A 23,267-nucleotide genomic window follows, 5' to 3' on the forward strand; every position below is an offset into this window, starting at 1 on the left:
AGGCTGGAGGCATGACCACGACGGGGGAAGAGCGCACCGCGACCTTGACCGGGCCGTGGTGGTGGGCGAGGTGGCGCAGTGCGGTGCTCGACGGGGGCCTCGCGCTCGTGTCCGCGGTGGAGTGCGCGGTGGAGGGGCTCCCGTTCGCGGAGGCCGCGGGGGTGCCGGTCCCCGCGGGCATGGTGTTCGGGGCCGTGGCAGGCTCCGTCCTGCTGATCCGGCGCCGGTGGCCGATAGCCGTCGTCCTGGTTTCGATCGCGATCACGCCGGCCCAGATGGGGTTCCTGATGGGGCTCGTCGGGCTGTACACGCTCGCCGCGTCCGAGCTGCCCCGGCGGATCATCGGGGCGCTCGCGGGCATGTCGATGCTCGGGATGCTGATCGTCACGTACGTGCGCGCGCACCAGGGGATGGTGCGCGGGGACGTACCGATGGGCGACTGGTTCGTGCCGTTCCTGTCGATCACGACATCCCTCGGGATGACCGCTCCGCCGGTGCTGCTCGGGCTGTACGTGGGTGCGCGGCGCAGGCTGATGGAGAGCCTGCGGGAGCGGGCGGACTCCCTCGAACGGGAGCTGCAGCTGCTGGCCGAACGGGCCGAGGAGCGGGCGGAGTGGGCGCGCAACGAGGAGCGGACCCGGATCGCGCGGGAGATGCACGACGTCGTCGCGCACCGGGTGAGCCTGATGGTCGTGCACGCGGCGGCGCTCCAGGCGGTGGCCCGCAAGGATCCCGAGAAGGCGGTGAAGAACGCGTCGCTCGTCGGGGACATGGGGCGGCAGGCGCTGACCGAACTGCGGGAGATGCTGGGCGTTCTGCGCACGGGCGAGGGCGCGGGGGTGCCCGCGGCGCGTCTGGAGGCCGTGCCGTTGGCCGCGGTGGGGGCGGCGGCGGCAGCGGCGGCGTCCCGGGCCGTGGACGACGAGGCGGGGGAGGGTCCCTGTCTCGCCGACCTCGGTGAGCTGGTGGGCCAGTCCGCGGCGGCCGGGATGGCCGTCGACCTCTCCGTGGAGGGGACCCAGCGGGGGTACGCGGCCGCGGTGGAGCAGACCGCCTACCGCGTGGTGCAGGAGGCTCTGACGAACGTCCACAAGCACGCGGCGGGCGCCAAGACGTGGGTACGGCTCGCGCACCGGGGCGCGGAGATCGCGATGCAGGTGGAGAACGGCCCGCCGCCCGAGGTGTCGGCCGCGTCCGACGTGCGGCTGCCCAGCGGCGGGAACGGGCTGCTCGGGATGAAGGAGCGGGTCGTCGGGCTGGGCGGGGTGTTCGTCTCGGGTCCCACGGACGCGGGCGGCTTCCGGGTGTCGGCGGTCATCCCGGCGGTGGGCTGAGCCCGGCCGGCGGGTGGGGCGGGCGGCTCCGGTCCGCCGCCGGACGCGGATCTCAGCCGGCCGTCAGGCGCGCCGGCTCCAGACCCGAGACGAGGGTGGCGAGGGCCTGGTCGATGTCATGGCCGAGGTACCAGTCGCCGGTGTGGTCGAGGGCGTAGACACGGCCCTCCGCGTCGATGGCGAGGACGGCCCCGGTGTCGGACTCCTCGCCGAGGGGCGCCACTTCCGTGTCCAGGGCGCGCCCCAGGTCGGCGAGGGTCCGCGCCATGTGGAGGCCGTGCAGCGGGTCGAGGTCGAGGGGCGAGGGCGCGAGCTGGCGGCCGGGCCCCGTGACGGGGACGTGCAGGCCGCCGAACTCCGCCCAGGCCTCGACGGCGGCGGGGAACACGGCGTGGCGGTGGCCGGCGGGGGACTCGTGGCCGCGCAGGGCGTCGGCCCAGATCTCGGCCTGCCTTATGTCCCAGCGGCCCGGCTGCCATCCGGCGGAACGCAGCGCGGCGTCGACCGGGACGGAGAAGCGGGTGGTGGAGGTGCGGTCGGTGTGCATCGGTCCTTCGTCTGTGCTGCTGCGACCGTCGTCGGAGCTTCGGCGGACGGCGCGCGGGGCGCCTCGGTGGTGGTGGGTGGTGGGAGGCCCGTCGGCCCCGTCAGTCGTCCGGTGCTGTCGGGTCCACGATGTGGACGCCGAAGTGGTCGCTGAGTGCGGTGCAGGAGCGGCAGGGGGCCGCGAAGCTGCCGTGCAGGGGGTCGCCGTCCTCACGGATGCGGCGGGCCGTCAGCTTCGCCTGTCTGAGGGACTTGCGGGCCTCGCCGTTGGTCATGGGCTTGCGGGCCGCACGTTTGGAGCGGGACGCGTCCACGGCGGCGAGGTGGCGGGAGATGAGGACGGCCTCGGCGCAGCGGCCGGTGAAGCGGTCGCGCTGGCCGCTCGCGAGGGTGTCCAGGAACTCGCTCACGAGCGGGTGCAGCGGCGGCGGCTGGTCGGCGCGGCCGGCGGTGCCCGTGAGGGTGGTGCCGCGTACGGAGAGGGCGGCGGCGATGGTGGGGAGTATGCCGTCGCGGCGGTGCAGAAGCATGGGTGCGGGAGCGGCGTCGGTGCTGCTCCAGCCGACCCGTGGGTCCCCCGATGTACCTGTCTGTGTCGCGCTCAATGTCCTGTTCCCTCCCCTTACCGCATCCCCCGGTGCTCCGACAGACTGCCAAACTCCGTGGCGGGTGCGGAAGCTGGGGCGGCGCGACACGCGTGGTCCTCGTCGCACGGTCACGGCGTGATGACGGCAGGTCACGGAACCGGAGCCCGCCCGGCGGGTGCGGAACCGGAGGCCCGGTGACCCGTGTCGTCCAACCGCATAGGCTGTCGATATCCGCGATTCTTCAGACACGCCGCAGGGGGCAACCGCCATGACGACAGGTCGGCTCGGGCTGGGGGCACCTCCCGGCCGTCAGGCCGCGGGACAAGCCGGGCCGCCGAACGCGGCCTACGCCGGGCAGGTCGTGCAGTTCCCGGACCCGGTGCGCGCGGCGCGCCACCCCAGGGGTGTACGGATCGACGAGCGGGGCCATCCCGACTTCTCGTTCTATGCGCGTGCCGCCGCGGAGATCGCCGATCCGCCCGAGGGTTTCGGTGTCGACGAGCTGCGGCTGACGGACTACGTGTCCGCGAACGCGGTGATGGCCGCCGAGGGGCACGAGCTGTGGGACACCATTCCCGCGGTGGCGACTCCGCACGGCTGGACCTGGCACCACGTTCCGGGCACGCGTCGGCTGGAGTTGGTGCCGGTCGAGGTGAAGGCGCTGCTGCGGCACCACGGCGGGCTGGCGACGGCGGCCGTGGACCAGGACAAGCGGGGCACGCGCCCGCTCCAGGAGACCCGCCCCGCGCACCTGGGACTGCCGAAGGCGTCGGTGGCGGTGACGGAGCAGCAGGTGCTGGGTGTCGAGGAGGAGCTGGGGTACCGGCTGCCCGGGGCGTACCGGTCCTTCCTGAAGGCGGCGGGCGGCTGCGCTCCGGTCGGGGCCGCGCTCGACGCCGAGTTGGGGCTGCTGGTCGACCAGCCGTTCTTCACGGTGCGCGACGAGGCGGCCGTGAACGACCTGGTGTACGTCAACAAGTGCCTGCGGGACCATCTCACCAAGGACTACCTGGGAGTGGGGTTCGTGCAGGGCGGTCTGCTGGCCGTGAAGGTGAAGGGCGAGCGGATCGGCTCGGTCTGGTTCTGCGCGTACGACGACGCCCGCGACCAGGACGCGTGGCCGCCCGAGGAGCGGGTGCGGCGGCTGCTGCTGCCGTGCGGTGACGACTTCGACGCGTTCCTGTCCCGGCTGGCGGGCAATCCGCCCGAGCTGGAGACCGTGGCGAACCTGATGGTGGACGGCGGCTTCGCGCGTGCGGTGCCGGTGGACACGGCGTCTTCGGTGGGGGAGTGAACGACGGATGGTGACCTTCGCGCAGGCGCAGGAGCGCGCGGAAGAGTGGATCAACGGGGACGTGCCCGGGTACCAGCACCGTGAGGTGCGGGTGCGGGAGTTCGACCTGGGGTTCGTGGTGTGGGCGGAGGACCGGGCGGACGGTCCGCGTTCCGACGGTGGTGCGCAGCGGCTCGTGATCGCGCGGGACAGCGGGGACGCCACGCTGTGGCCCGCGCTGCCGGTGGGCGAGGTGATCCGCCGGTACGAGGAGCGGTACGGCCTCGCGGACGTGGTGGCGGACGCGACGCCGGCGCCTCCGGCGCGTGTCGACCTCAATCAGACGTCGTTCCTGCTGACGCCGCCGGAGTGGCTCCAGGAGGCGGCCGACCGGATGGGCATCCCGGACCGCCGTGAGCGCGCGTCGGACGGGGCGGGTTCCCGTCCTGCCGCCGCCTCTGCCTCTGTCGGGGATGCCGTGCCGTCGGGTGCGGCTCCGCTGCCCGAGACGATGGCGGGGCCGGTCGCCCCGTCCGCCGCCGGAGTTCCCGCCGCGCCGGACGGCGGCACGCCGTGGCCCGCCGCCGGGGGTTCCTCCGGCGGGCGGGGCGTGCCCGCAGACGCGACCCCGTGGGCGGGCACGGACACCAACGCCGAGGCGGGGGAGGACCGTTCGGTCCCGCTGCCGACGACGGTGTACGCGCCGCAGATCCGCGAGGTCGAGGAGCCGGCCCCGCCGGCGCCCGAGGCGGCGCCGGAGGCCGAGACGAGGCTCATCTCGGGCGGCAGCTCGCTTCCGAGCACAGCCGTGGCGCCCGCGCTGGACGGTCCGGACGCGTCGCGCTTCCCGCAGGCCCCCAGTGTGCCGGGCGGCCCGCGGGGGGCGGGTGCTCCCGGTACGCCGCCTCCAGGGCAGCCGTCGTACGGCCAACCGCAGGGCGCCGGCGCCGGTACGCCGCCTCCCGGTGTGCCGGGCGGGTCCTCGTACGGCCATCCGCAGGGGGCCCCGCCCCCGCCGGCCGCGCCCGCGGGTCCGGGGCGGCCGCCGGCGTCCCACGCGGGCGACATCGCCGACGCCGCGACGAGCAAGGCGCAGGCCCCGCCGCGTGGTGCGCGCGGCGCGGGCGTCGCCGCGACGCCGCCTCCGCCGGGCGCCCCGGGCACGCCGGGCGCGCGGCCGGCCGGTGCGCCCTCGGCGTCGGGCCCCGGTGTCCCGGGAACCCCGGCGGGCGGGTACGTGCCGACGCAGATGGTGTCGCAGATCGGTCCGGACGGGCCCGTGGCCCCGGGTGTTCCCGGTGGTACGCCGCCCGGTGGCGGCCATCACGCGGCGACCGTGCTGGCGGGTCCGTCGGTGGGCGGTCCCGGCGCTCCGCAGCCTCCCGGGCCCCCCGGCGTTCCCGGACCCCCCGGGGCTCCGGGTGTTCCCGGTGGTACGCCGTCCGGTGGCGGCCACCACGCGGCGACCGTGCTTGCGGGTCCGTCGGTGGGCGGCCCCGGCGCTCCGCAGCCTCCGGGTCTGCCCGGCGCTCCCGGTGTGCCCGGAGCTCCCGGTGCCGCGGGGCCCGTGCACCATGCCGAGACCATGCTGGCCGGGCCGTCCGTCGGCGGTCCCGGCACGGCACACCCGCAGGGTCCCGGCACGCCCCCGCCCGCACCCCAGCCGTTCCCCGGCCACCCCGCGCCGGGGCAGCAGCCCCCTGCCTACGGTTACCCGCAGCCGGGTCTGCCCACGGTCGGACCCGGTTACCAGGCCGTCCTGCGCTACCGGGCCCACGACGGCAGCGAGCAGCAGCTCATCCGGCGGTCCGCGCCGGGCACCCCGCACCCGGAGTGGCAGATCCTGCACGAGCTGCGGGCGATGAACGTGCCGCCGCAGCAGGTGCTGGAACTGCACACGGAGCTGGAGTCCTGCGAACTGCCGGGCGCCTACTGCGCGCGGATGATCCGGGAGAGCTGGCCGCAGGCACGCATCACGAGCATCGCCCCGTACGGCACCGACCACGCGAGCCGTCAGCAGGGCATGGCCCAGTTGCTCGCCCACCAGGGCGAGTTGCACCAGGTCGCGGACGGACCGGCGCGGCCCGGGCCGGTCCGGGCGCCGCTGCCGCCGGTGCAGCCCGTGCCGCCGATCCCGCCGGAGGCGATCGGGCAGGAGCTCGCGGCGGCCTTCGGGCCGGGGCTGTTCCGGTTCGACCACGTGGCCGTCTCCCGGCAGGGCGTACCGCCGATCGTGGCGCACACGCTGGTGGCGGCCGGGCTGCCGGTCGACATGAACCCGTTCTTCTGGGCGCAGGCCCAGCCCGGCCGTCCGGTGCCGACGCTGGCGGAGCTGGCGCAGGAGCGCGGTGTGCAGCCGGCCGCGGACGCGGGCTCGTACCTCGTCATGGGCAGCGACTTCGGCAAGGCGATCTGTGTCCAGTACGGGACGGCGAACATCGTCGCCGTGCCGGTGGAGGCGGGTCCGGGCGGTGCGCCGGTGCCGCCGCAGTTCGTGAACACGGGGCTGCCGGAGTTCGCGCGCAGCCTCGCGCTGCTCGGGCGGATGTGGCGGCTGCGGTTCGGTCTGAACCAGGAGCAGGCGGGACGCTGGACCGTCGACTTCCAGGCGCAGTTGGCCTCGCTCGACCCGGCGGCGCTGGCGTCGCCGGAGAGCTGGTGGTCCGTGCTCCTGGAGCAGATGTGGGACGGCCTCCTCTGACGGCACGTCCCGTTCTCCCCTGAGATCCCCGCCTGCTGCAAGGGGCGGACCCGGTCGGTCGACCGGGTCCGCCCCTTTTTGTGCCGGGTCCCCGATCGCGTCCTCGACGGACGATCGCACGGAGTGTCGCGTTATGAACACTTCCGTCCGATCAACCAAGATGTGCGGCAAATCGTGTTGTACGTCGCACGCCGCAGAGGGGATTCGGGGATGAGCAGCGCATCGGTGTCACCTCATGGCTTCGAGGCAGTACGGGGCCGCGGCTACCGTCCCGAGCAGGTCGACGCGTACGCCGCGCGGATCTCCGGGGCGCGCGACGCGGCCTGGGAGCGGGCCGCCCGGCTGACCGTCCTGGCCAGGGAGATGGAGACCGAGGCGCAGCGGCTGGGCGAGGTGGTGGCGGGGCTGGTGCCGCAGACGTACGACACGCTCGGCGAGCGCGCCCGGCGCCTGCTCGCGCTCGGTGAGGAGGAGGCCGGCGCGGTCACCGAGCGGGCCCGGCAGGAGGCGCGGACCCTCGTGGAGGAGGCGGAGGCGGCGGCAGGGCTGCTGCGCGCCGACGCGCGGAAGGCGGCCGACGCGGTGCGCGAGGACGCCTCCGAACGGGCCGCGCAGCGGCTGCTCGCCGCACGGGCCGAGGCGGACGGCATGCGGATCGACGCCCGGCGCGAGGTCAAGGAGAGCCGGGGCGAGGCGCTCGCGGTGCTGCGCGAGGCCCGGCGGCGCGGCGAGGCGCTCCTCGCCGAGCAGGAGAAGGAGCAGGCCGCGCGGGAGGAGCGGGCCTGCCGGGAGGCCGCGGAGCGCGAGGCCGCCCTGGACGCCCGGTTCGAGGAGCTGGCGGAGCGGGCCGGGGCCGGTCTGGTCGAGGCCGAACGGGCCCTCGCCGAGGCCCGCGAGGCGACCCGCCACCTCCAGGAGGACGCGGAGGCCAGGGCCGCCGAACTCCTCGCCGAGGCGCACGTGTGCGAGGACCGCCTCGCCCGCGAGACGGAGCGCGTCCTGCGCGAGCACGGCGAGGAGTGGGACTGCGTACGCGCGCACATGGACCATGTCCGCAGCAGCCTCACCGCCCTGACCGGGCGGGCCGCCGCGGAGTAGCCCGCGGCCCTCACCTTCCCCTGCGTACCGCCCCCGCGAGGATCCAGCCCTCGACCGCCTCGTACTGCCTGCGCTGCTCCTGCGCCTTCCCGCGGCCGGAGGCGACCGTGCCGAGCCAGCCGAGCGCGAAGCCCAGGGGGATGGAGGCGATGCCCGTCGTGGTGAACGGGAACCAGGTGAAGTCGTGGTCGGGGAAGGCCGATATGGGTGAGCCGGACACCAGGTTGGTGCCGGTCATCAGGACAAGCGTGCCCAGCGTGCCGCCGATGAGGGTGCACATGAGTCCGGCGCGGGTGTAGCGGCGCCAGAAGAGGCTGTACACCAGCGCCGGGGCCAGGGCCGAGGCGCCGAGGCAGAACGAGAGGGTGACCAGCGGCTGGAGGCTGTGGTGCTGGACGAGCGTGGCGAGCAGGATCGCGGGGACACCGACCGCCGCCGCGGAGGCCCGGGCCAGGGTCATCTCCCGGCGCGGTGACAGTTCCCCGCCGTTGTGCGCGAACACGTCGTGGGCCAGGGAGTTGGCGCAGGCGAGGATCATTCCGGCGACCGACGCGAGCACGGTCAGGAAGATCGCCGAGGTGACGGTGGTGAAGAGGAACGTCTCCGCCGTCGACACGTCCGCGCCGAACGCCGCCCGGGAGCCCAGCAGATAGGCGGTGTTGCCCTGCGGATCCGCGGCTCCGACGGCGTTCCGTCCGATGAGCGCCGTCGCGCCGAACCCGACGATGGTGATGATCAGCACGAACAGCGCGACCGCGGGCACCGCCCAGGACATCGACCGGCGCACCTGGCGAGCGCTGCCGGCCGTGTACATGCGCATGGTGATGTGCGGCAGGCAGGCTCCGCCCAGGACCACGGTCAGTTCCGAACTGATCATGTCCAGGCGGGGGTTGGGGCCGCCGGCGAACTGGAGGCCCGAGCTGAGGAAGGCGGGGCCCGCCCCGCTGCCGCGGGCCGCCTGGCCGAACAGGGAGCCCAGGCTCCAGTCGAACCTGGCGAGGATCAGCAGGGCGATCACGGCGCCCGAGCCGAGCAGCATCACGATCTTCAGGATCTGGATCAGCGCGGTGCCCTTCATGCCGCCGATCGCCGCGTAGCTGATCATCAGGACGCCGAGCCCGATGATGCAGCCCGTCTTCAGGCCCGGGCTGGAGAAGCCGAGGATGAACGCCAGCAGGTCCCCGGTGCCCGCCAGTTGGACGAGCATCAGCGGCAGCAGCGCCGCCAGGGTGGCGGCGCACGCGGTGGCGCGGACCGCGCGCCCCGGCATGCGCCGGGCCAGCGCGTCGCCCATGGTGAACCGCCCCGCGTTGCGCAGGGGTTCGGCCAGCAGGAACATCAGGAGCATCAGGGAGAGCGCGGTGCTGAGGGCGAGGACGACACCGTCGTAGCCGAACAGGGCGATCACGCCGCTCGTGCCGAGGACCGTCGCCGCGGAGATGTAGTCCCCGGCGATGGCCAGGCCGTTGCGCATCGGCGACAGGCTGCCGTAGCCCGTGTAGAACTCGTCGAGGTCGTCGCGGTCGGGGCCCGTCATCACGCACAGCAGCAGGGTGATGGTGGCGACGACGGTGAACGCCACCAGCGACATCGTCTGGGCGGAACTGCTGAAACCGGTCATCGGGCCGCCTCCGCCCGCCTGGTGTCCAACTCCGTCTGCCTTCGCATGCGTTCGGCCAGCGGGTCGACACCGCGCCGCGCGGTGAACTCGTACAGGGCTATCGCCGCGCAGGTGACGGGGATCTGGAGCAGCCCGAGCAGCAGTCCGACGTTGAGGCCGTCACTCACCCGGCTCGTCATCAACGAGGGCGCGGACGCGGACAGTACGAGGAAGAGCGTGAAGTAGCCGAGCGCCGTCAGGGTCGCCACGCGGCGCTGACGGCGGTACGCGGTGCGCAGCACCCGCAGGTCGCTGTGCCGGCCGAGAGCGGTGTGGCGGCGGCGGGGCGGCCGGACGGGTTCGGGCGCCTGGGGCTGCGGGGCCCACGGATAGGTGGGGGGCGTCGGGGACGAGTGGTGCGCCGGGTGTGCGGGGTACGTCGGGTACGACGGGGACGAAGGGGACGGCTGGGATCGCTGGGGTTTCGGGGCCGCGTGGTGCGGGGGGACGGGCGGCGGGTCGGGCGGCGGGAAGGGGGACGACGGGGACGTGTCGTAGGACATCCCGGTTCTCCTTGCGTGGCTCGGGTCCGGGGCGGACCGCAGGGAGCGGGGGGTGAGCGAGCCTGCACGCTACTCGCAGGTAGCCGGAGTGGGCGAGGGTTTCTACGAACTGGCCGGTCGGTACGCGCTTACTCCGCCGACTCGGGGTGTTACCCGCGTTAACCTGCGCGTCTGTGCCGGGCGGCCCGCGCGCGCCGCGACCGGACGGGTCCCGGTGCCCGTGCCCCGGCGGACGCTCCGGCGCGGCCCGCCGCCGCCCGGTCGCGTGGCGCGAGTCGTGTCCGGCGGCCCGTGCGACGGGAGCGGCGCCGGCGCGGTCGGTGTGCCGCGAGTGGTGCCTGACGGCCCGTGCGACGGGAGCGGTGCCGGTGCGGTCGGTGTGCCGCGAGTGGCGGCTTCCCGCGGGTCCCGCGCCCCGGGCGGCCCTGCGCGGGCGTCGGGCCGGTGGGAGTCGGCCCGGAGGCTCTCGGCCCGGAGGCCGTGGGCCCGGTGGGTGTCGCCCACGCGCTCGGTCCGCCCGGTGGACGTCGCCCACGCGCTCGGTCCGCCCGGTGGACGTCGCTCACGCGCTCGGTCCGCCCGGTGGACGTCGCCCAAGGGCTCAGTCCGCCCGGTCCCCGGAGCCGGGCAGGACCGGGAAGCGGCGCGGCGCCAGCAACAGCAGGACCAGGAAGGCGAGTCCGGCCGCGCAGGCGGCGCCGAAGTAGACGGAGTGGACGGCGTCGGCCACCGCCCTGCGTACGTGCTCCGCGGGCGCGCCCGACTCCAGGGCTCCGGTCACCGAGTCCAGGTCGCCCGCGCCGCCGAGCCGGGCGGCCAGCACGCCGTTGGCCACCGCTCCGAAGAGGGCGGCGCCGATCGTCTGGCCCGTCTGGCGGCAGAACAGCACGGAGGCGGTGGCGGTGCCGCGCTCGGCCCAGCCCACGCTCGACTGGACCCCGATGATCAGGGGCAGTTGGAAGAGGCCGAGCGCGCCGCCCAGGAGCAGCATCAGCGCCGTGGGCTGCCAGGCCTCGCCCGGGTACGGCAGGAACGGGAAGGCGAACAGGATCAGCGTGGCCGCGCCGATGCCGAGCATCGCCGTGTTCCTGAAGCCGATACGGCGGTAGACGTGCTGGCTGAGCGCCGCCGAGACCGGCCAGCTCAGGGTCCACACCGACAGCACGAAGCCCGCGGTGACCGGTGCCAGCCCGAGCACCGCCTGCGCGTACGTCGGCAGGAAGACCGTCGGTGCCACCATCAGCAGGCCGAGTGCCCCCAGGGCCAGGTTCACGGCGGCGATGGTGCGTCGCCGCCAGACCCAGCCGGGGATGACCGGTTCGGCGGCGCGGCGCTCGACCAGGACCAGCACGGCGATCAGGGCGAGCCCCGTGCCGAACAGCGCGAGGGAAGGCGCCGACAGCCACGGCCAGGCCACCCCGCCCTGCACCAGCGCCGTCAGCAGCACGCCTCCGCAGGCGAAGACCGTGAGCGCGCCCGCCCAGTCGATGCGCGGGCGCCGCGTCCGGGCACGCTCCGGTTCGTGCAGGTGGCGCACGAGGAGCCAGAGCGCGACCGCGCCGAGTGGCAGGTTGACGAGGAAGATCCAGCGCCAGTCGGCGTAGGTGGCGAGCACCCCGCCGAGCGCCGGGCCGGCGACCGCCGAGACGGCCCAGACCGTGGACAGCCTGGCCTGGATCCGCGGGCGCTGCTCCAGCGGGTAGAGGTCGGCCGCCAGTGTCTGGACCGTGCCCTGGAGCGCCCCGCCGCCGAGTCCCTGGACCACCCGGAAGGCGATCAGCGCGGCCATGTTCCAGGCGGCCGCGCAGAGCAGCGAGCCGACGAGGAAGAGGATCGAGCCGGCGATCAGCACGGGCTTGCGGCCGAAGGTGTCGGAGAGCTTCCCGTAGACGGGCAGGCTGACCGTGACGGCCAGCAGGTAGCCGGAGAACAGCCACGAGAACACCGAGAAGCCGCCGAGGTCGCCGACGATCTGGGGGACGGCGGTGGACACGATCGTGGAGTCGAGGGCGGCCAGTCCCATGCAGAGCATGAGCGCGGCGACGACGGCCGGCCGGCGCGCGGGAGCCGGGGGGCGGTCCGCCGCCGCCGTGCGTGTGCCGGGTGTCGCACTGTCCACCGGAGGCCTCCCCCTGCGCCGCGGGGACCTGATTCATTCCCCCTGCATCTATCTGTCGCCGACAGCTTCCCACTTGACCCTCACGTCGCGGCAGGGCGCAGGCTGAGTGGGCCCGGGGGTGGAGACGCCCCCGAGAAGAGATCCACCGGAGGGTGGAGACCCCCTAGGGGGTCCTCCGTACTACGGCTCGGGGAGGGTTCGTACCGCCGGAGGACGAGAAGCGCACCGGGTGCTCCTTAACCTGGCTTTACGCCGCTGGGGGGCGGCCCGCCCGGACGAACCACACCTTCGATGGTGGGGTTTTCCCCCGCAGAAGACTGCGCTGGGCACCAGCGCGGGGGACCGCCCCCCGCCGCCAGACTTGTGGCCGTACCGAACGACACGAACCCGCCGCGCACCTCGCCGTCCCACCGGGCGGCCGACTTAGGAGACATACCGTGACATCGGCTGTAACCATCACCAGGCACGGGGGCACTGGAGGGCGTACGGCCGTTGCCGCACGGGCGCGGCAGGTCGTCAAGGCGTACGGGTCCGGAGAGACCCGCGTCGTCGCCCTGGACCATGTCGACGTGGACATCGCGCGGGGGCAGTTCACCGCCATCATGGGTCCCTCGGGGTCCGGCAAGTCCACGCTGATGCACTGCCTCGCCGGACTCGACACCGTCTCCTCCGGGCAGATCCACCTGGACGAGACCGAGATCACCGGCCTCAAGGACAAGAAGCTCACGCAGCTTCGCCGCGACCGGATCGGGTTCATCTTCCAGGCGTTCAACCTGCTGCCGACGCTGAACGCGATCGAGAACATCACGCTGCCGATGGACATCGCCGGCCGCAAGCCCGACAAGGCCTGGCTGGCCCAGGTCGTGGAGACCGTCGGGCTCGCCGACCGGCTCCGGCACCGGCCCAACCAGCTCTCCGGCGGCCAGCAGCAGCGCGTCGCCGTGGCCCGCGCCCTCGCCGCCCGACCGGAGATCATCTTCGGTGACGAGCCGACCGGCAACCTCGACTCCCGCGCCGGCGCCGAGGTGCTGGGCTTCCTGCGCCGCTCGGTCGACGACCTCGGGCAGACCATCGTGATGGTCACGCACGACCCGGTGGCCGCCTCGTACGCGGACCGGGTCCTGTACCTCGCCGACGGCCGCATCGTCGACGAGATGCTGCGGCCCACCGCCGACGCCGTCCTCGACCGCATGAAGGACTTCGACGCCCGGGGGCGCACGTCATGACCGTCTTCAAGACCTCGATGCGCAACTTCTTCGCGCACAAGGGACGCATGGCCCTGTCGGCCGTCGCCGTCCTGCTGTCGGTGGCGTTCGTCTGCGGGACGCTCGTCTTCACCGACACGATGAACACGACCTTCGACAAGCTCTTCGCGACGACCTCCGCGGACGTCACGGTGACCCCGAAGGCGGCCAACAACAACGAGGACCCGCAGAACGGCAAGCCGGAGTCGCTGCCCGCCTCGGTCATCGACCGGGCGAAGCAGGCCGAGGGCGTCAAGTCGGCCGAGGGCGCGGTCAGTTCGATGAACGTGACCGTCGTCGACAGCGACAACGACAACATGGGGTCCACCACCGGCGCCCCGACGATCGCGGGCAACTGGACCAAGAACGACCTGCGTTCGATGGAGATCACCTCCGGGCACGCCCCGCGCGGACCCACCGAGGTGATGGTCGACTCCGACACCGCCGACAAGCACCACCTCAAGATGGGCGACGAACTGCGCACCATCGCCGTCACGGGCGACTTCAAGGCGCGGATCGTCGGTATCGCCACCTTCAAGGTGACCAACCCCGGTGCCGCCGTCGTCTACTACGACACCGCCACCGCGCAGCGCGAACTGCTCGGCGCCACCGGACGGTTCACCCAGGTCAACGTCACGGCCGACGCCGGTGTGACCCACACGCAGCTCAAGCGGAACGTCTCCGCGGAGCTCACCGGCTCCGGCCCCGCCCTCAAGGTCCAGACGCAGAAGGAGCTCTCGGACGAGAACCGCGAGGGCATCGGCGAGTTCATGAACGTCATCAAGTACGCCATGCTCGGCTTCGCCGGGATCGCCTTCCTCGTCGGCATCTTCCTGATCATCAACACCTTCTCCATGCTGGTCGCCCAGCGCACCCGCGAGATCGGCCTGATGAGGGCACTCGGCTCGTCCCGCAAGCAGGTCAACAGGTCCGTGCTCTTCGAGGCGCTGCTGCTCGGCGTCGTCGGCTCGGTCCTGGGTGTCGCCGCGGGTGTCGGCATCGCGGTCGGCCTGATGAAGCTCATGTCGTCCGCCGGCATGAACCTCTCCACCGCCGACCTCACCGTCAAGGCCATGACCCCCGTGGTCGGCCTGGTCCTCGGCATCGTCGTCACGGTCCTCGCCGCCTACCTGCCGGCCCGCCGCGCCGGCAAGGTCTCCCCGATGGCCGCGCTGCGCGACGCCGGTACCCCGGCCGACGGCAGGGCCGGATGGATCCGCGGGATCGTCGGCCTGGTCCTCACGGGTGCCGGAGCCGCGGCCCTGTTCACGGCCGCCGGCGCGGAGAAGGCAGCCGACGGCTCGCTGATGCTGGGCGCCGGTGTGGTGCTCTCGCTGATCGGGTTCGTCATCGTCGGCCCGCTGCTCGCGGGCGGTGTGGTCCGGGCCATCAGCGCGGTCCTGCTGCGCGCCTTCGGCCCCGTCGGACGCCTCGCCGAGCGCAACGCGCTGCGCAACCCGCGGCGTACGGGAGCCACCGGAGCGGCCCTGATGATCGGCCTCGCGCTGGTCGCCTGCCTCTCCGTGGTCGGTTCCTCGATGGTGGCCTCCGCGACCGAGGAGCTCGACAAGTCGGTCGGCACGGACTTCATCGTCCAGGGCAACCAGCGGATCGTGCCCCAGGCCCAGAAGGCCATCGAGTCGACGCCGGGCATGGAGCACGTCACCAGCTACAAGCTGATCGAGGCGGAGCTGACCTCGCCCGACGGCCGCACCGAGGACAGCGACGTGACGGCCGCGGACCCGACGTACGCGAGCGACCTGCGCCGCGAGACGATCGCCGGCGAGCTGTCGGCGGCGTACGCGAAGGACTCGATGTCGGTCGGCTCCGACTACGCCAAGAAGCACGGCGTGAAGGTCGGCGACACCATGACCGTCGCCTTCAAGGGCGGGAAGACCGCGAAGCTGAAGGTCGCGGCCGTCACGGACGACGACGTGGCCATCGACAAGGGCTCGCGCTACATGAGCATCGCGACGATGGAGCAGTACGTCCCGGCCGACAGGATTCCGCCGAACGACATCATGTTCGCCACCGCCGAGGACGGCCAGGAGGCGACGGCGTACGCGGCCCTGAAGAAGGCGCTGGACCCGTACCCGCAGTACCAGGTGCGTGACCAGACCGACTACAAGCAGGAGCTGAAGGACCAGATCGGCCAGCTCCTCAACATGGTCTACGGCCTGCTGGCCCTCGCGATCATCGTGGCGGTCCTGGGCGTCGTGAACACCCTGGCCCTCTCGGTCGTCGAGCGGACCCGCGAGATCGGCCTGATGCGCGCCATCGGCCTCTCCCGCCGCCAGCTCCGCCGCATGATCCGACTGGAGTCGGTCGTGATCGCCCTCTTCGGAGCGCTCCTCGGCCTGGGTCTGGGCATGGGCTGGGGCGCCACGGCGCAGCAGCTCCTCGCGCTCGAAGGACTGAAGGTCCTGGACATCCCGTGGCCGACGATCATCGGGGTGTTCATCGGCTCGGCCTTCGTGGGCCTGTTCGCGGCACTCGTGCCGGCGTTCCGGGCGGGACGGATGAACGTCCTGAACGCCATCGCCACGGACTAGACGCGCGGTCCGGTTCCACCGTGGACGGGGGTCGCGGTGGGGCCGGACGGCGGACGGGGGAGGCCCGGCACCGCGAGTCCCCGGACTCGCGGTGCCGGGCTTCGGCGTGTCCGGGGCACACACGCGCCCGTCCGCACGCCGGAGGACGGGGCGCCGCAGCGACTGCCGTGCGGGGCGGTCGTACGGGGCGGAGGCGGCGGCGGGCCCGGCGGGCGCGTCCCGGACGGTCGGGATCCGTCCGCCCGCCCCCGGTGTGCGGGGCGGGCGTGCAGGGTGGCGGCCGCCGCGGGGCGGGTGTGCGGGTCCGGGCCGGGCGCCGGTATGTGCGTGCGCTCGGCCGGGAGGTGCGTGTCGCTCGTGCGGGGCCGGCGTGGCGCGTGGGGCGGGCGCGCCGGGCCGAGATGGCTTCGCGGGGCGGACGTACGGGGCGGAGGCGGCGGGCCCGGCGGGCGCGTCCCGGACGGTCGGGATCCGTCCCCGCCCCCGGTGCGCGGGGCGGGCGTGCCGGGTGGACTGGGCTTCGCCGGGCGGGTGTGCGGGTCCGGGCCGGGCGCCGGCAGGTACCCGGCCGGTCGGGCGGGAGATCCGTGTCCCTCGTCCCGGCGGGCGCGGCGCCGGTGACCCCGGCGTCGTACGCTGGAGACCCCCGGCCCGTCAGACGTGTCGGGCGGTTCGCGTTGCCCACACCCTCGGATTCCCGGATGGACACCTCTTCATGAGCCTGCACGGTCTGCTCGACGCCGTCGTCAAGGACGCCGCACTCACCGAAGCGGTGCGGGCCGCCGGCGACGGCAACCGTATGCACGTCGACCTGGTGGGCCCGCCCGCCGCCCGGCCGTTCGCGGTGGCGGCACTGGCCCGCAAGGCCGGCCGTACCGTGCTGGCCGTGACGGCCACCGGACGCGAGGCCGAGGACCTGGCGGTGGCCCTGCGGTCCCTGCTGCCGCCCGACACGGTCGTGGAGTACCCGTCCTGGGAGACGCTCCCGCACGAGCGGCTGTCCCCGCGCAGCGACACCGTGGGGCGCCGGCTCGCTGTGCTGCGGCGCCTCGCGCACCCGCGCCCCGACGACCCGGAGACCGGCCCGGTCTCCGTCGTGGTCGCCCCCGTCAGATCGGTGCTCCAGCCGCAGGTCAAGGGCCTCGGCGACCTGGAGCCCGTGGCACTGCGCAGCGGCGGCAGCGCGGACCTCGGCCAGGTCGTGGAAGCCCTGTCGGCAGCGGCGTACGCACGTGTGGAGCTCGTCGAGAAGCGCGGCGAGTTCGCCGTGCGCGGAGGCATCCTCGACGTCTTCCCGCCCACCGAGGAGCACCCGCTGCGCGTGGAGTTCTGGGGTGACGACGTCGAGGAGATCCGCTACTTCAAGGTCGCCGACCAGCGCTCCCTGGAGGTCGCCGAGCACGGGCTGTGGGCGCCGCCCTGCCGCGAACTGCTGCTCACGGACGAGGTGAGGGCGCGGGCGGCCCGGCTCGCGGAGGAGCACCCCGAACTGGGCGAGCTGCTCGGCAGGATCGCGGAGGGCATCGCCGTCGAGGGCATGGAATCCCTCGCCCCGGTCCTCGTCGACGACATGGAACTCCTCCTCGACGTCATGCCCGAGGGCTCCATGGCCGTGGTCTGCGACCCGGAGCGCGTACGGACACGGGCCACGGACCTGGTGGCCACCTCGCAGGAGTTCCTCCAGGCGTCCTGGGCCGCCACGGCGGGCGGCGGCGAGGCCCCGATCGACGTCGACGCGGCGTCCCTGTGGTCCATCGCGGACGTCCGGGACCGGGCCCGCGAGCTGGACATGATGTGGTGGTCCGTGTCGCCCTTCGCCGCGGACGACGCGCTCGAAGAGGCCGACACGCTGAAGTTGGGCATGCACGCGCCCGAGACCTACCGGGGCGACACGGCGAAGGCGCTCGCCGACACCAAGGGGTGGCTCGCCGGCGGGTGGCGCACGGTGTTCGTCACCGAGGCCCACGGACCCGCCGCCCGTACCGTCGAGGTGCTCGGCGGCGAGGGCATCGCGGCCCGTCTGGAGCCGGACCTCGGCGAGCTGGCGCCCTCCGTCGTCCAGGTGGCCTGCGGCTCGATCGACTACGGCTTCGTCGACCCGGCGCTCAAGCTCGCCGTGCTGACCGAGACCGACCTGTCCGGCCAGAAGGCCGCCGGCAAGGACGGCGCCCGGATGCCGGCCCGCCGCCGCAAGACCATCGACCCGCTCACCCTGGAGACGGGCGACTACATCGTCCACGAACAGCACGGCGTGGGCCGCTACATCGAGATGGTCCAGCGGACCGTCCAGGGCGCCACCCGCGAGTACCTGGTCGTGGAGTACGCGCCCGCCAAGCGCGGCCAGCCCGGCGACCGCCTCTACATCCCCACGGACCAGCTGGAGCAGATCACCAAGTACGTGGGCGGCGAGGCCCCCACGATGCACCGCCTGGGCGGCGCCGACTGGACGAAGACCAAGGCCCGAGCGAAGAAGGCCGTCAAGGAGATCGCGGCGGACCTGATCAAGCTGTACTCCGCGCGGATGGCGGCCCCCGGGCACGCCTTCGGCGGGGACACGCCGTGGCAGCGCGAGCTGGAGGACGCGTTCCCGTACGCGGAGACCCCCGACCAGCTCACCACCATCGCCGAGGTCAAGGAGGACATGGAGAAGACGGTCCCGATGGACCGCCTGATCTGCGGCGACGTCGGCTACGGCAAGACGGAGATCGCGGTCAGGGCCGCCTTCAAGGCCGTCCAGGACGGCAAGCAGGTGGCCGTCCTGGTGCCCACGACCCTGCTCGTGCAGCAGCACTTCGGGACGTTCTCCGAGCGCTACTCGCAGTTCCCGGTGAACGTGCGGGCGCTCAGCCGCTTCCAGACGGACACCGAGGCCAAGGCGGTCCTGGAGGGCCTGCGGGACGGTTCGGTGGACATCGTCATCGGCACCCACCGGCTGTTCTCCTCCGAGACCAGGTTCAAGGACCTCGGGCTCGTCGTCGTCGACGAGGAGCAGCGCTTCGGGGTCGAGCACAAGGAGCAGCTCAAGAAGCTGCGGGCCAACGTCGACGTGCTGACCATGTCCGCGACCCCGATCCCGCGCACCCTGGAGATGGCGGTGACGGGCATCAGGGAGATGTCGACGATCACCACGCCGCCGGAGGAGCGCCACCCGGTCCTGACGTTCGTCGGCCCGTACGAGGAGAAGCAGATCGGCGCGGCCATCCGCCGCGAACTGCTCCGCGAGGGGCAGGTCTTCTACATCCACAACCGGGTCGAGTCGATCGACCGCGCGGCGTCGAAGCTGCGCGAGATCGTCCCCGAGGCCCGAATCGCGACCGCCCACGGGCAGATGTCCGAACAGGCCCTGGAGCAGGTGGTGGTCGACTTCTGGGAGAACAAGTTCGACGTCCTCGTCTCCACGACGATCGTCGAGTCGGGCATCGACATCTCCAACGCGAACACGCTGATCGTGGAGCGCGGCGACAACTTCGGCCTGTCCCAACTGCACCAGCTCCGAGGCCGGGTGGGCCGCGGACGCGAGCGCGGCTACGCCTACTTCCTGTACCCGCCGGAGAAGCCGCTCACGGAGACGGCCCACGAGCGGCTGGCGACCATCGCCCAGCACACCGAGATGGGCGCGGGCATGTACGTGGCCATGAAGGACCTGGAGATCCGCGGTGCGGGCAACCTCCTCGGCGGCGAGCAGTCCGGCCACATCGCCGGCGTGGGATTCGACCTGTACGTACGCATGGTGGGGGAGGCCGTCGCGGACTACCGGGCCTCCCTGGAGGGCGGGGTGGAGGAGGAGCCGCCCCTGGAGGTCAAGATCGAGCTCCCGGTCGACGCGCACGTCCCGCACGAGTACGCCCCCGGCGAGCGCCTTCGCCTGCAGGCCTACCGGTCGATCGCCTCCGCCAACTCGGAGGAGGACGTCAAGGCGGTGCGCGAGGAACTCGTCGACCGCTACGGCAAGTTGCCCGAGCCGGTGGAGAACCTGCTGCTGGTGGCCGGGCTGCGGATGCTGGCGCGGGCATGCGGGGTCGGCGAGATCGTCCTGCAGGGCACCAACATCCGGTTCGCCCCGGTGGAGTTGCGGGAGTCGCAGGAGCTTCGGCTCAAGCGGCTGTACCCGGGCACGGTCATCAAGCCCGCGGCGCACCAGGTGCTGGTGCCGCGTCCGAAGACGGCGCGGGTCGGCGGGAAGCCGCTGGTCGGGCGGGAGCTGCTCGGGTGGACCGGGGAGTTCCTGACGTCGATCCTGGGGTCGTAGGGGTTGGGGTCGTGCGGGGCGTACGGGGTCGCACGGGTCCTATGGGGTCGTGCGGGGCGTACGGGGTCGCACGGGTACGGGGTCGCACGGGTCTACGGGGTCGTGCGGGGCGTACGGGTCCTGGGGGTGGGCCGCGCTCCGTCGGCGGCGCTGCGGGGGCGAGGGCCGAGGTGCGCGGTGCCCCGGTGTCCGTCGCTCGGCGGCCCCGCCGGTGCCAGGGGTGAGGGGCGGTTACGCCTTCCCCCCTTTCCCGGTTCCCCCTTCCCCCTTCCCCCTTGCCGAGTCCCGGGCGCCCGGGACTCGGCAATTCAGGGGGACTTGAAGAGCATCCCGGTGAGGAGGCGGAAGACCTCCTCGGGGTCCTGGTCGCCCATCGGCCCCTCCAGGTTGTGGCCCAGCAGGAGCGTGGCGAAGCCGTGGGCCAGTGACCAGGCGGCGACCCCCGCGAGCCGGGCGTCATCGCCGCGTCCCTCCTGCGGGACGGCGGAGACCGCGCCGCGCAGGCGCTCACCCGCGAGCGCCCTGGCCGCCGTCAGCTCCAGATCGTTGCCCCGCAGCAGTTCCGGCGTGAACATCACCTGGAAATGGGCCGGGTGCTCACGCGCGAACCGTACGTAGCGCACACCCGTGTCCCGCGGGTCGGCCGCGTCCGCGAGGGTGGCCGCCAGCAGCGCGTAGCCCTCGGCCGCGATCGCGGTGAGCAGGCCCGTGCGGTCCTTGAAGTGGTGGGCCGGCGCGGCGTGCGAGACGCCCGCGCGGCGGGCGAGGTCCCGCAGGCTCACCGCCGCCGGACCCTCGGCGGAGATCACGTCGAGAGCGGCCGCCAGGATCGCGCGGCGCAGATCGCCGTGGTGGTACGCGCGGCGCCCGGGGGCGGCCGGGGGCCCCGCGGGTTCGCCGGGCCCCGAGGGGGCCGCTTGCTGCGGGGGCTGCGGGGGCTGGGTGGGCTCCGAGGGCTCCGAGGGCTCCGCGGGCTGTGAGGCCTTCGCGGGTGCGGTGTCGGTGGACGCGGCGGGTTCTGCCGTCGGCCGGTGCGCGGGCCGGTGCGCGGGCCCTGGGCCGGTGGCGTGCGTGCTCCTCGTCATGGTCAGCAGCGTACGCCGAATCTAGGCATTGACAAGTTCGGCGGTGGCGGGCAATCTTGTCAGTGTCAAGTTTTCGTGGGGGCGGGATCGGACGAAGGGGGTACGTCATGTCTGCGGACGTCGACGGGGCGGTGCGGGACAGCGGGATCGAACCGGGCAGGGTGCGGCAGATGTGGCACCTCCTGGAGCCGCTGCACGCGGTGCTCTACTACGCGCCGGAGGTCTTCGAGGAGTCCGCCGCACTCGGCTTCGACGTCGAGGAGCGCTGGCCCTCCTACTTCCCCCTGCGGGCCGCGCCCTTGGGGGCCGTCGGCGAGGGCCGTGTCGCCTCGGCCTTCTTCAGCTTCAGTCCGCGTATGGTCGCCGCGCACATGGACGGCGTGTGGGAGACCGCGGACCCCGAGCAGGTGATCCGGGCGCGAGCGAGAGGTGTCGACCGGGCGTACCGGGCGATACTCGGCGACCGGGCGGGCAGTCCCGAACTGGCCGAGGCGGCGGCGCTGGCCCGCCGCGCGGCCGAGTCGCTGAGCACGGCGGGGCGGCCGTTGGCCGCGGCCAACGCCGAACTGCCCTGGCCGGAAGCCCCGCACGCGCAGTTGTGGCACGCGGCGACGATCCTGCGGGAGCACCGGGGGGACGGTCACTTGGCCGCGCTGCTCGTCGCCGGACTCGATCCCGTCGAGGCGCTCGTGTCCTTCGCGGCCGTGGGCGCCGCCCCCGTGGAGCGGTTCGAGAGCCGGGGCTGGAGTGCGGGGGAGTGGTCCGCCGCACGGGAACGGCTCGTCGCCCGCGGCCTGCTGGCCGGGGACGGCACGGCGACGGACGCCGGACGCGCCCTTCGCCGCGAGGTCGAGCACCGCACCGACGAGTTGGCCGCCGAGCCATGGCGGTCGCTGGGCCCGGCCGCCACCGGCCGACTGGCCGAACTGCTGGGCGAGTTCTGGGTCGCCGTCCTCGGGTCCGGGCTGCTCCCCTCGGAGACCACACTGGGCATCGGGAAGGTGTGACGCGGCAGGAGAGCGCGGTGAAGGGCGACTTGAGGCCTCGGCGCCCGAAGCCCGACCGTCGGAACCCGGGCCTTGCTGTCGGGACGGGGCCTTGCTGCCGGGACGGGGCCTTGCTGGGGTGACCGGACCGGAGCCTCGCTGTGTCGACCGGAGCCTTGCTCGGGGCTTGGGGCTTGGGGCTTGGGGCTCGGGGCTCGGGGCTCGGGTTCGGGCTCGGGCTCGGGGTCCGGGCGTCGGTACCCGAGCCCGGGCGCCAACCCCGGGTTTTCAAGTCAGGGACGCGGGAACCGTCACCACCGGGGGCGCGCCGGTGGCGCACCACACGCTCCCCCGGAGCGCGCCGGGAGCCCGGGGTGGTCCCATGACGGCACGACGGCCCAGGCCAGTACGGTGAGGGCCGGGAAGGCCCGCCCGCACGGGCGGACCCGGGGAGACAAGGGGAGGGAGTGCCGTGACGCACTGGACGAGAGTGGCCGGTGCCGCGGTCCTGGTGCTCGCCGCGACCGGCTGCACCGTGGAGACGCCGGGTTCGGCCGGGCCCGAGGAGCCCGTGGGAAAGGGCGGGGCCGCCCTCACCGCGCTGGACTCGTTGACCGTCAAGGGAAGGGCTCCCAGGACGGGGTTCGACCGGGACAGGTTCGGCACGCCGTGGGCCGACACCGACTCGAACGGCTGCGACACGCGCGACGACATACTCAAACGGGACCTGAAGGACGTGAGGTTCAGCGACGGCGAGTGCCGGGTCAGTGCGGGAAAGCTCGATCCGGACCCGTACACCGACAAGGACGTGACCTTCGAGCGCGGCGGCCGCAGCGAGGTCGACATCGACCATCTCGTCGCCCTGTCGGACGCCTGGCAGAAGGGCGCCCAGAAGTGGGACGCGAGCAAGCGGATAGCGCTCGCCAACGACCCGCTGAACCTTCTCGCTGTCGACGCGGGCCCCAACCGCAGCAAGGGCGACGGGGACACGGCCACCTGGCTCCCGCCCCACAAGGCCTACCGCTGCACCTACGTGGCCAGGCAGGTCGCCGTGAAGAAGAAGTACGGGCTGTGGGTCACCGCCGCGGAGAGGGACGCGATGAAGCGGGTGCTGTCCGGCTGCCCCGAGCAGCGGCTTCCCGAGGGCGGGACGCCGACGAGGGCGCCGGCCCGGTTCCACGCCGACTGAGCGCCGAGCCTGCCGCCCCGCCCGGTGCGGGAGCGCCGGCCCCGCACCGGCGGCCGTCGGTGGGACCGGCCCCGTACCGGCGGCACTCGCGGCCGTCGGCGGCACCGGCCGGGAGCGGTGGGGTTCGGCCACCGGCAAACG

Annotated in this window: 15 protein-coding genes; 9 read left to right on the top strand and 6 right to left on the bottom strand. The window is 73.6% G+C overall.

Annotation, left to right across the window (positions count from 1 at the left end; all coding sequences use genetic code 11):
* Nucleotides 1-11 precede the first annotated feature (11 nt).
* Nucleotides 12-1,334 carry a sensor histidine kinase gene (locus IE265_RS33750; protein ID WP_190039576.1) on the top strand — a complete coding sequence of 441 codons (1,323 nt, stop codon included), beginning with the start codon at nt 12-14 and terminating at the stop codon, nt 1,332-1,334.
* Between the two features lie 52 nt (nt 1,335-1,386).
* Here IE265_RS33750 and IE265_RS33755 read toward each other — a convergent pair whose 3' ends face one another.
* Nucleotides 1,387-1,881, bottom strand: a complete 495-nt coding sequence (locus IE265_RS33755; protein WP_190039577.1) for an SUKH-3 domain-containing protein — start codon at nt 1,879-1,881, stop codon at nt 1,387-1,389.
* A 100-nt stretch (nt 1,882-1,981) separates the two neighbouring features.
* A complete protein-coding gene (locus IE265_RS33760) occupies nt 1,982-2,485 on the bottom strand; it encodes a YwqJ-related putative deaminase (protein WP_229916827.1) in 504 nt (167 codons plus the stop codon).
* 250 nt (nt 2,486-2,735) lie between these two features.
* On the opposite strand from IE265_RS33760, the gene IE265_RS33765 reads away from it, so the two are divergent.
* The 3 genes from IE265_RS33765 (at nt 2,736) to IE265_RS33775 (ending at nt 7,539) form a co-directional block, all read left to right on the top strand.
* Entirely contained in the window at nt 2,736-3,761 is a 1,026-nt protein-coding gene (locus tag IE265_RS33765) for an SMI1/KNR4 family protein (RefSeq protein WP_190039578.1), read from the top strand.
* A gap of 7 nt (nt 3,762-3,768) precedes the next feature.
* Nucleotides 3,769-6,441 (top strand): SUKH-4 family immunity protein, encoded by a 2,673-nt coding sequence (locus IE265_RS33770; RefSeq protein ID WP_190039579.1) that lies wholly within the window; start codon nt 3,769-3,771, stop codon nt 6,439-6,441.
* A gap of 210 nt (nt 6,442-6,651) precedes the next feature.
* Nucleotides 6,652-7,539 (top strand): cellulose-binding protein, encoded by an 888-nt coding sequence (locus IE265_RS33775; RefSeq protein ID WP_190039580.1) that lies wholly within the window; start codon nt 6,652-6,654, stop codon nt 7,537-7,539.
* A 10-nt stretch (nt 7,540-7,549) separates the two neighbouring features.
* On the opposite strand, the gene IE265_RS33780 is transcribed toward IE265_RS33775, so the two are convergent.
* The 3 genes from IE265_RS33780 to IE265_RS33790 form a co-directional block, all read right to left on the bottom strand.
* Entirely contained in the window at nt 7,550-9,160 is a 1,611-nt protein-coding gene (locus IE265_RS33780) for a sodium/solute symporter (protein ID WP_190039581.1), read from the bottom strand.
* Nucleotides 9,157-9,702, bottom strand: coding sequence for a DUF485 domain-containing protein (locus IE265_RS33785; protein WP_190039582.1), 546 nt, complete (start codon nt 9,700-9,702; stop codon nt 9,157-9,159). The genes IE265_RS33780 and IE265_RS33785 overlap by 4 nt, the downstream gene beginning before the upstream one ends.
* A 601-nt stretch (nt 9,703-10,303) precedes the next feature.
* On the bottom strand, nt 10,304-11,821 hold the full coding sequence (locus IE265_RS33790; protein WP_190039583.1) for an MFS transporter: 1,518 nt from the start codon (nt 11,819-11,821) through the stop codon (nt 10,304-10,306).
* Between the two features lie 437 nt (nt 11,822-12,258).
* Here IE265_RS33790 and IE265_RS33795 point away from each other — a divergent pair, with 437 nt between their 5' ends.
* From IE265_RS33795 to mfd, 3 genes are all read left to right on the top strand, one after another.
* Nucleotides 12,259-13,047, top strand: coding sequence for an ABC transporter ATP-binding protein (locus IE265_RS33795; protein WP_190039584.1), 789 nt, complete (start codon nt 12,259-12,261; stop codon nt 13,045-13,047).
* Nucleotides 13,044-15,617, top strand: coding sequence for an ABC transporter permease (locus IE265_RS33800; protein ID WP_190039585.1), 2,574 nt, complete (start codon nt 13,044-13,046; stop codon nt 15,615-15,617). The genes IE265_RS33795 and IE265_RS33800 overlap by 4 nt, the downstream gene beginning before the upstream one ends.
* 715 nt (nt 15,618-16,332) lie before the next feature.
* Nucleotides 16,333-19,866, top strand: a complete 3,534-nt coding sequence (gene mfd, locus IE265_RS33805) for a transcription-repair coupling factor (protein ID WP_190039586.1) — start codon at nt 16,333-16,335, stop codon at nt 19,864-19,866.
* 308 nt (nt 19,867-20,174) lie between these two features.
* On the opposite strand, the gene IE265_RS33810 is transcribed toward mfd, so the two are convergent.
* A complete protein-coding gene (locus IE265_RS33810) occupies nt 20,175-20,708 on the bottom strand; it encodes a TetR/AcrR family transcriptional regulator (RefSeq protein WP_190039606.1) in 534 nt (177 codons plus the stop codon).
* A gap of 350 nt (nt 20,709-21,058) precedes the next feature.
* Between IE265_RS33810 and IE265_RS33815 the strand changes: the two genes are divergently transcribed.
* Together IE265_RS33815 and IE265_RS33820 are read left to right on the top strand one after the other, a co-directional pair.
* Complete coding sequence (locus IE265_RS33815) at nt 21,059-21,958, top strand: SCO6745 family protein (protein WP_190039587.1); 900 nt, start codon at nt 21,059-21,061, stop codon at nt 21,956-21,958.
* Between the two features lie 451 nt (nt 21,959-22,409).
* Nucleotides 22,410-23,126 (top strand): HNH endonuclease family protein, encoded by a 717-nt coding sequence (locus tag IE265_RS33820; protein WP_229916829.1) that lies wholly within the window; start codon nt 22,410-22,412, stop codon nt 23,124-23,126.
* Nucleotides 23,127-23,267: the final 141 nt, after the last annotated feature.

Source organism: Streptomyces fructofermentans, assembly GCF_014651055.1.
In the GTDB taxonomy this organism is placed as follows: Bacteria; Actinomycetota; Actinomycetes; order Streptomycetales; family Streptomycetaceae; genus Streptomyces; species Streptomyces fructofermentans.

What these genes read in the sequence shown, in the direction of transcription:
- IE265_RS33770 (WP_190039579.1), top strand. Translation starts at nt 3,769, where the DNA reads ATGGTGACCTTCGCGCAGGCGCAGGAGCGCGCGGAAGAGTGGATCAAC.
- IE265_RS33775 (WP_190039580.1), top strand. Translation starts at nt 6,652, where the DNA reads ATGAGCAGCGCATCGGTGTCACCTCATGGCTTCGAGGCAGTACGGGGC.
- IE265_RS33750 (WP_190039576.1), top strand. Translation starts at nt 12, where the DNA reads ATGACCACGACGGGGGAAGAGCGCACCGCGACCTTGACCGGGCCGTGG.
- IE265_RS33815 (WP_190039587.1), top strand. Translation starts at nt 21,059, where the DNA reads ATGTCTGCGGACGTCGACGGGGCGGTGCGGGACAGCGGGATCGAACCG.
- IE265_RS33755 (WP_190039577.1), bottom strand. Translation starts at nt 1,881, where the DNA reads ATGCACACCGACCGCACCTCCACCACCCGCTTCTCCGTCCCGGTCGAC.
- IE265_RS33785 (WP_190039582.1), bottom strand. Translation starts at nt 9,702, where the DNA reads ATGTCCTACGACACGTCCCCGTCGTCCCCCTTCCCGCCGCCCGACCCG.
- mfd (WP_190039586.1), top strand. Translation starts at nt 16,333, where the DNA reads ATGAGCCTGCACGGTCTGCTCGACGCCGTCGTCAAGGACGCCGCACTC.
- IE265_RS33800 (WP_190039585.1), top strand. Translation starts at nt 13,044, where the DNA reads ATGACCGTCTTCAAGACCTCGATGCGCAACTTCTTCGCGCACAAGGGA.
- IE265_RS33765 (WP_190039578.1), top strand. Translation starts at nt 2,736, where the DNA reads ATGACGACAGGTCGGCTCGGGCTGGGGGCACCTCCCGGCCGTCAGGCC.
- IE265_RS33780 (WP_190039581.1), bottom strand. Translation starts at nt 9,160, where the DNA reads ATGACCGGTTTCAGCAGTTCCGCCCAGACGATGTCGCTGGTGGCGTTC.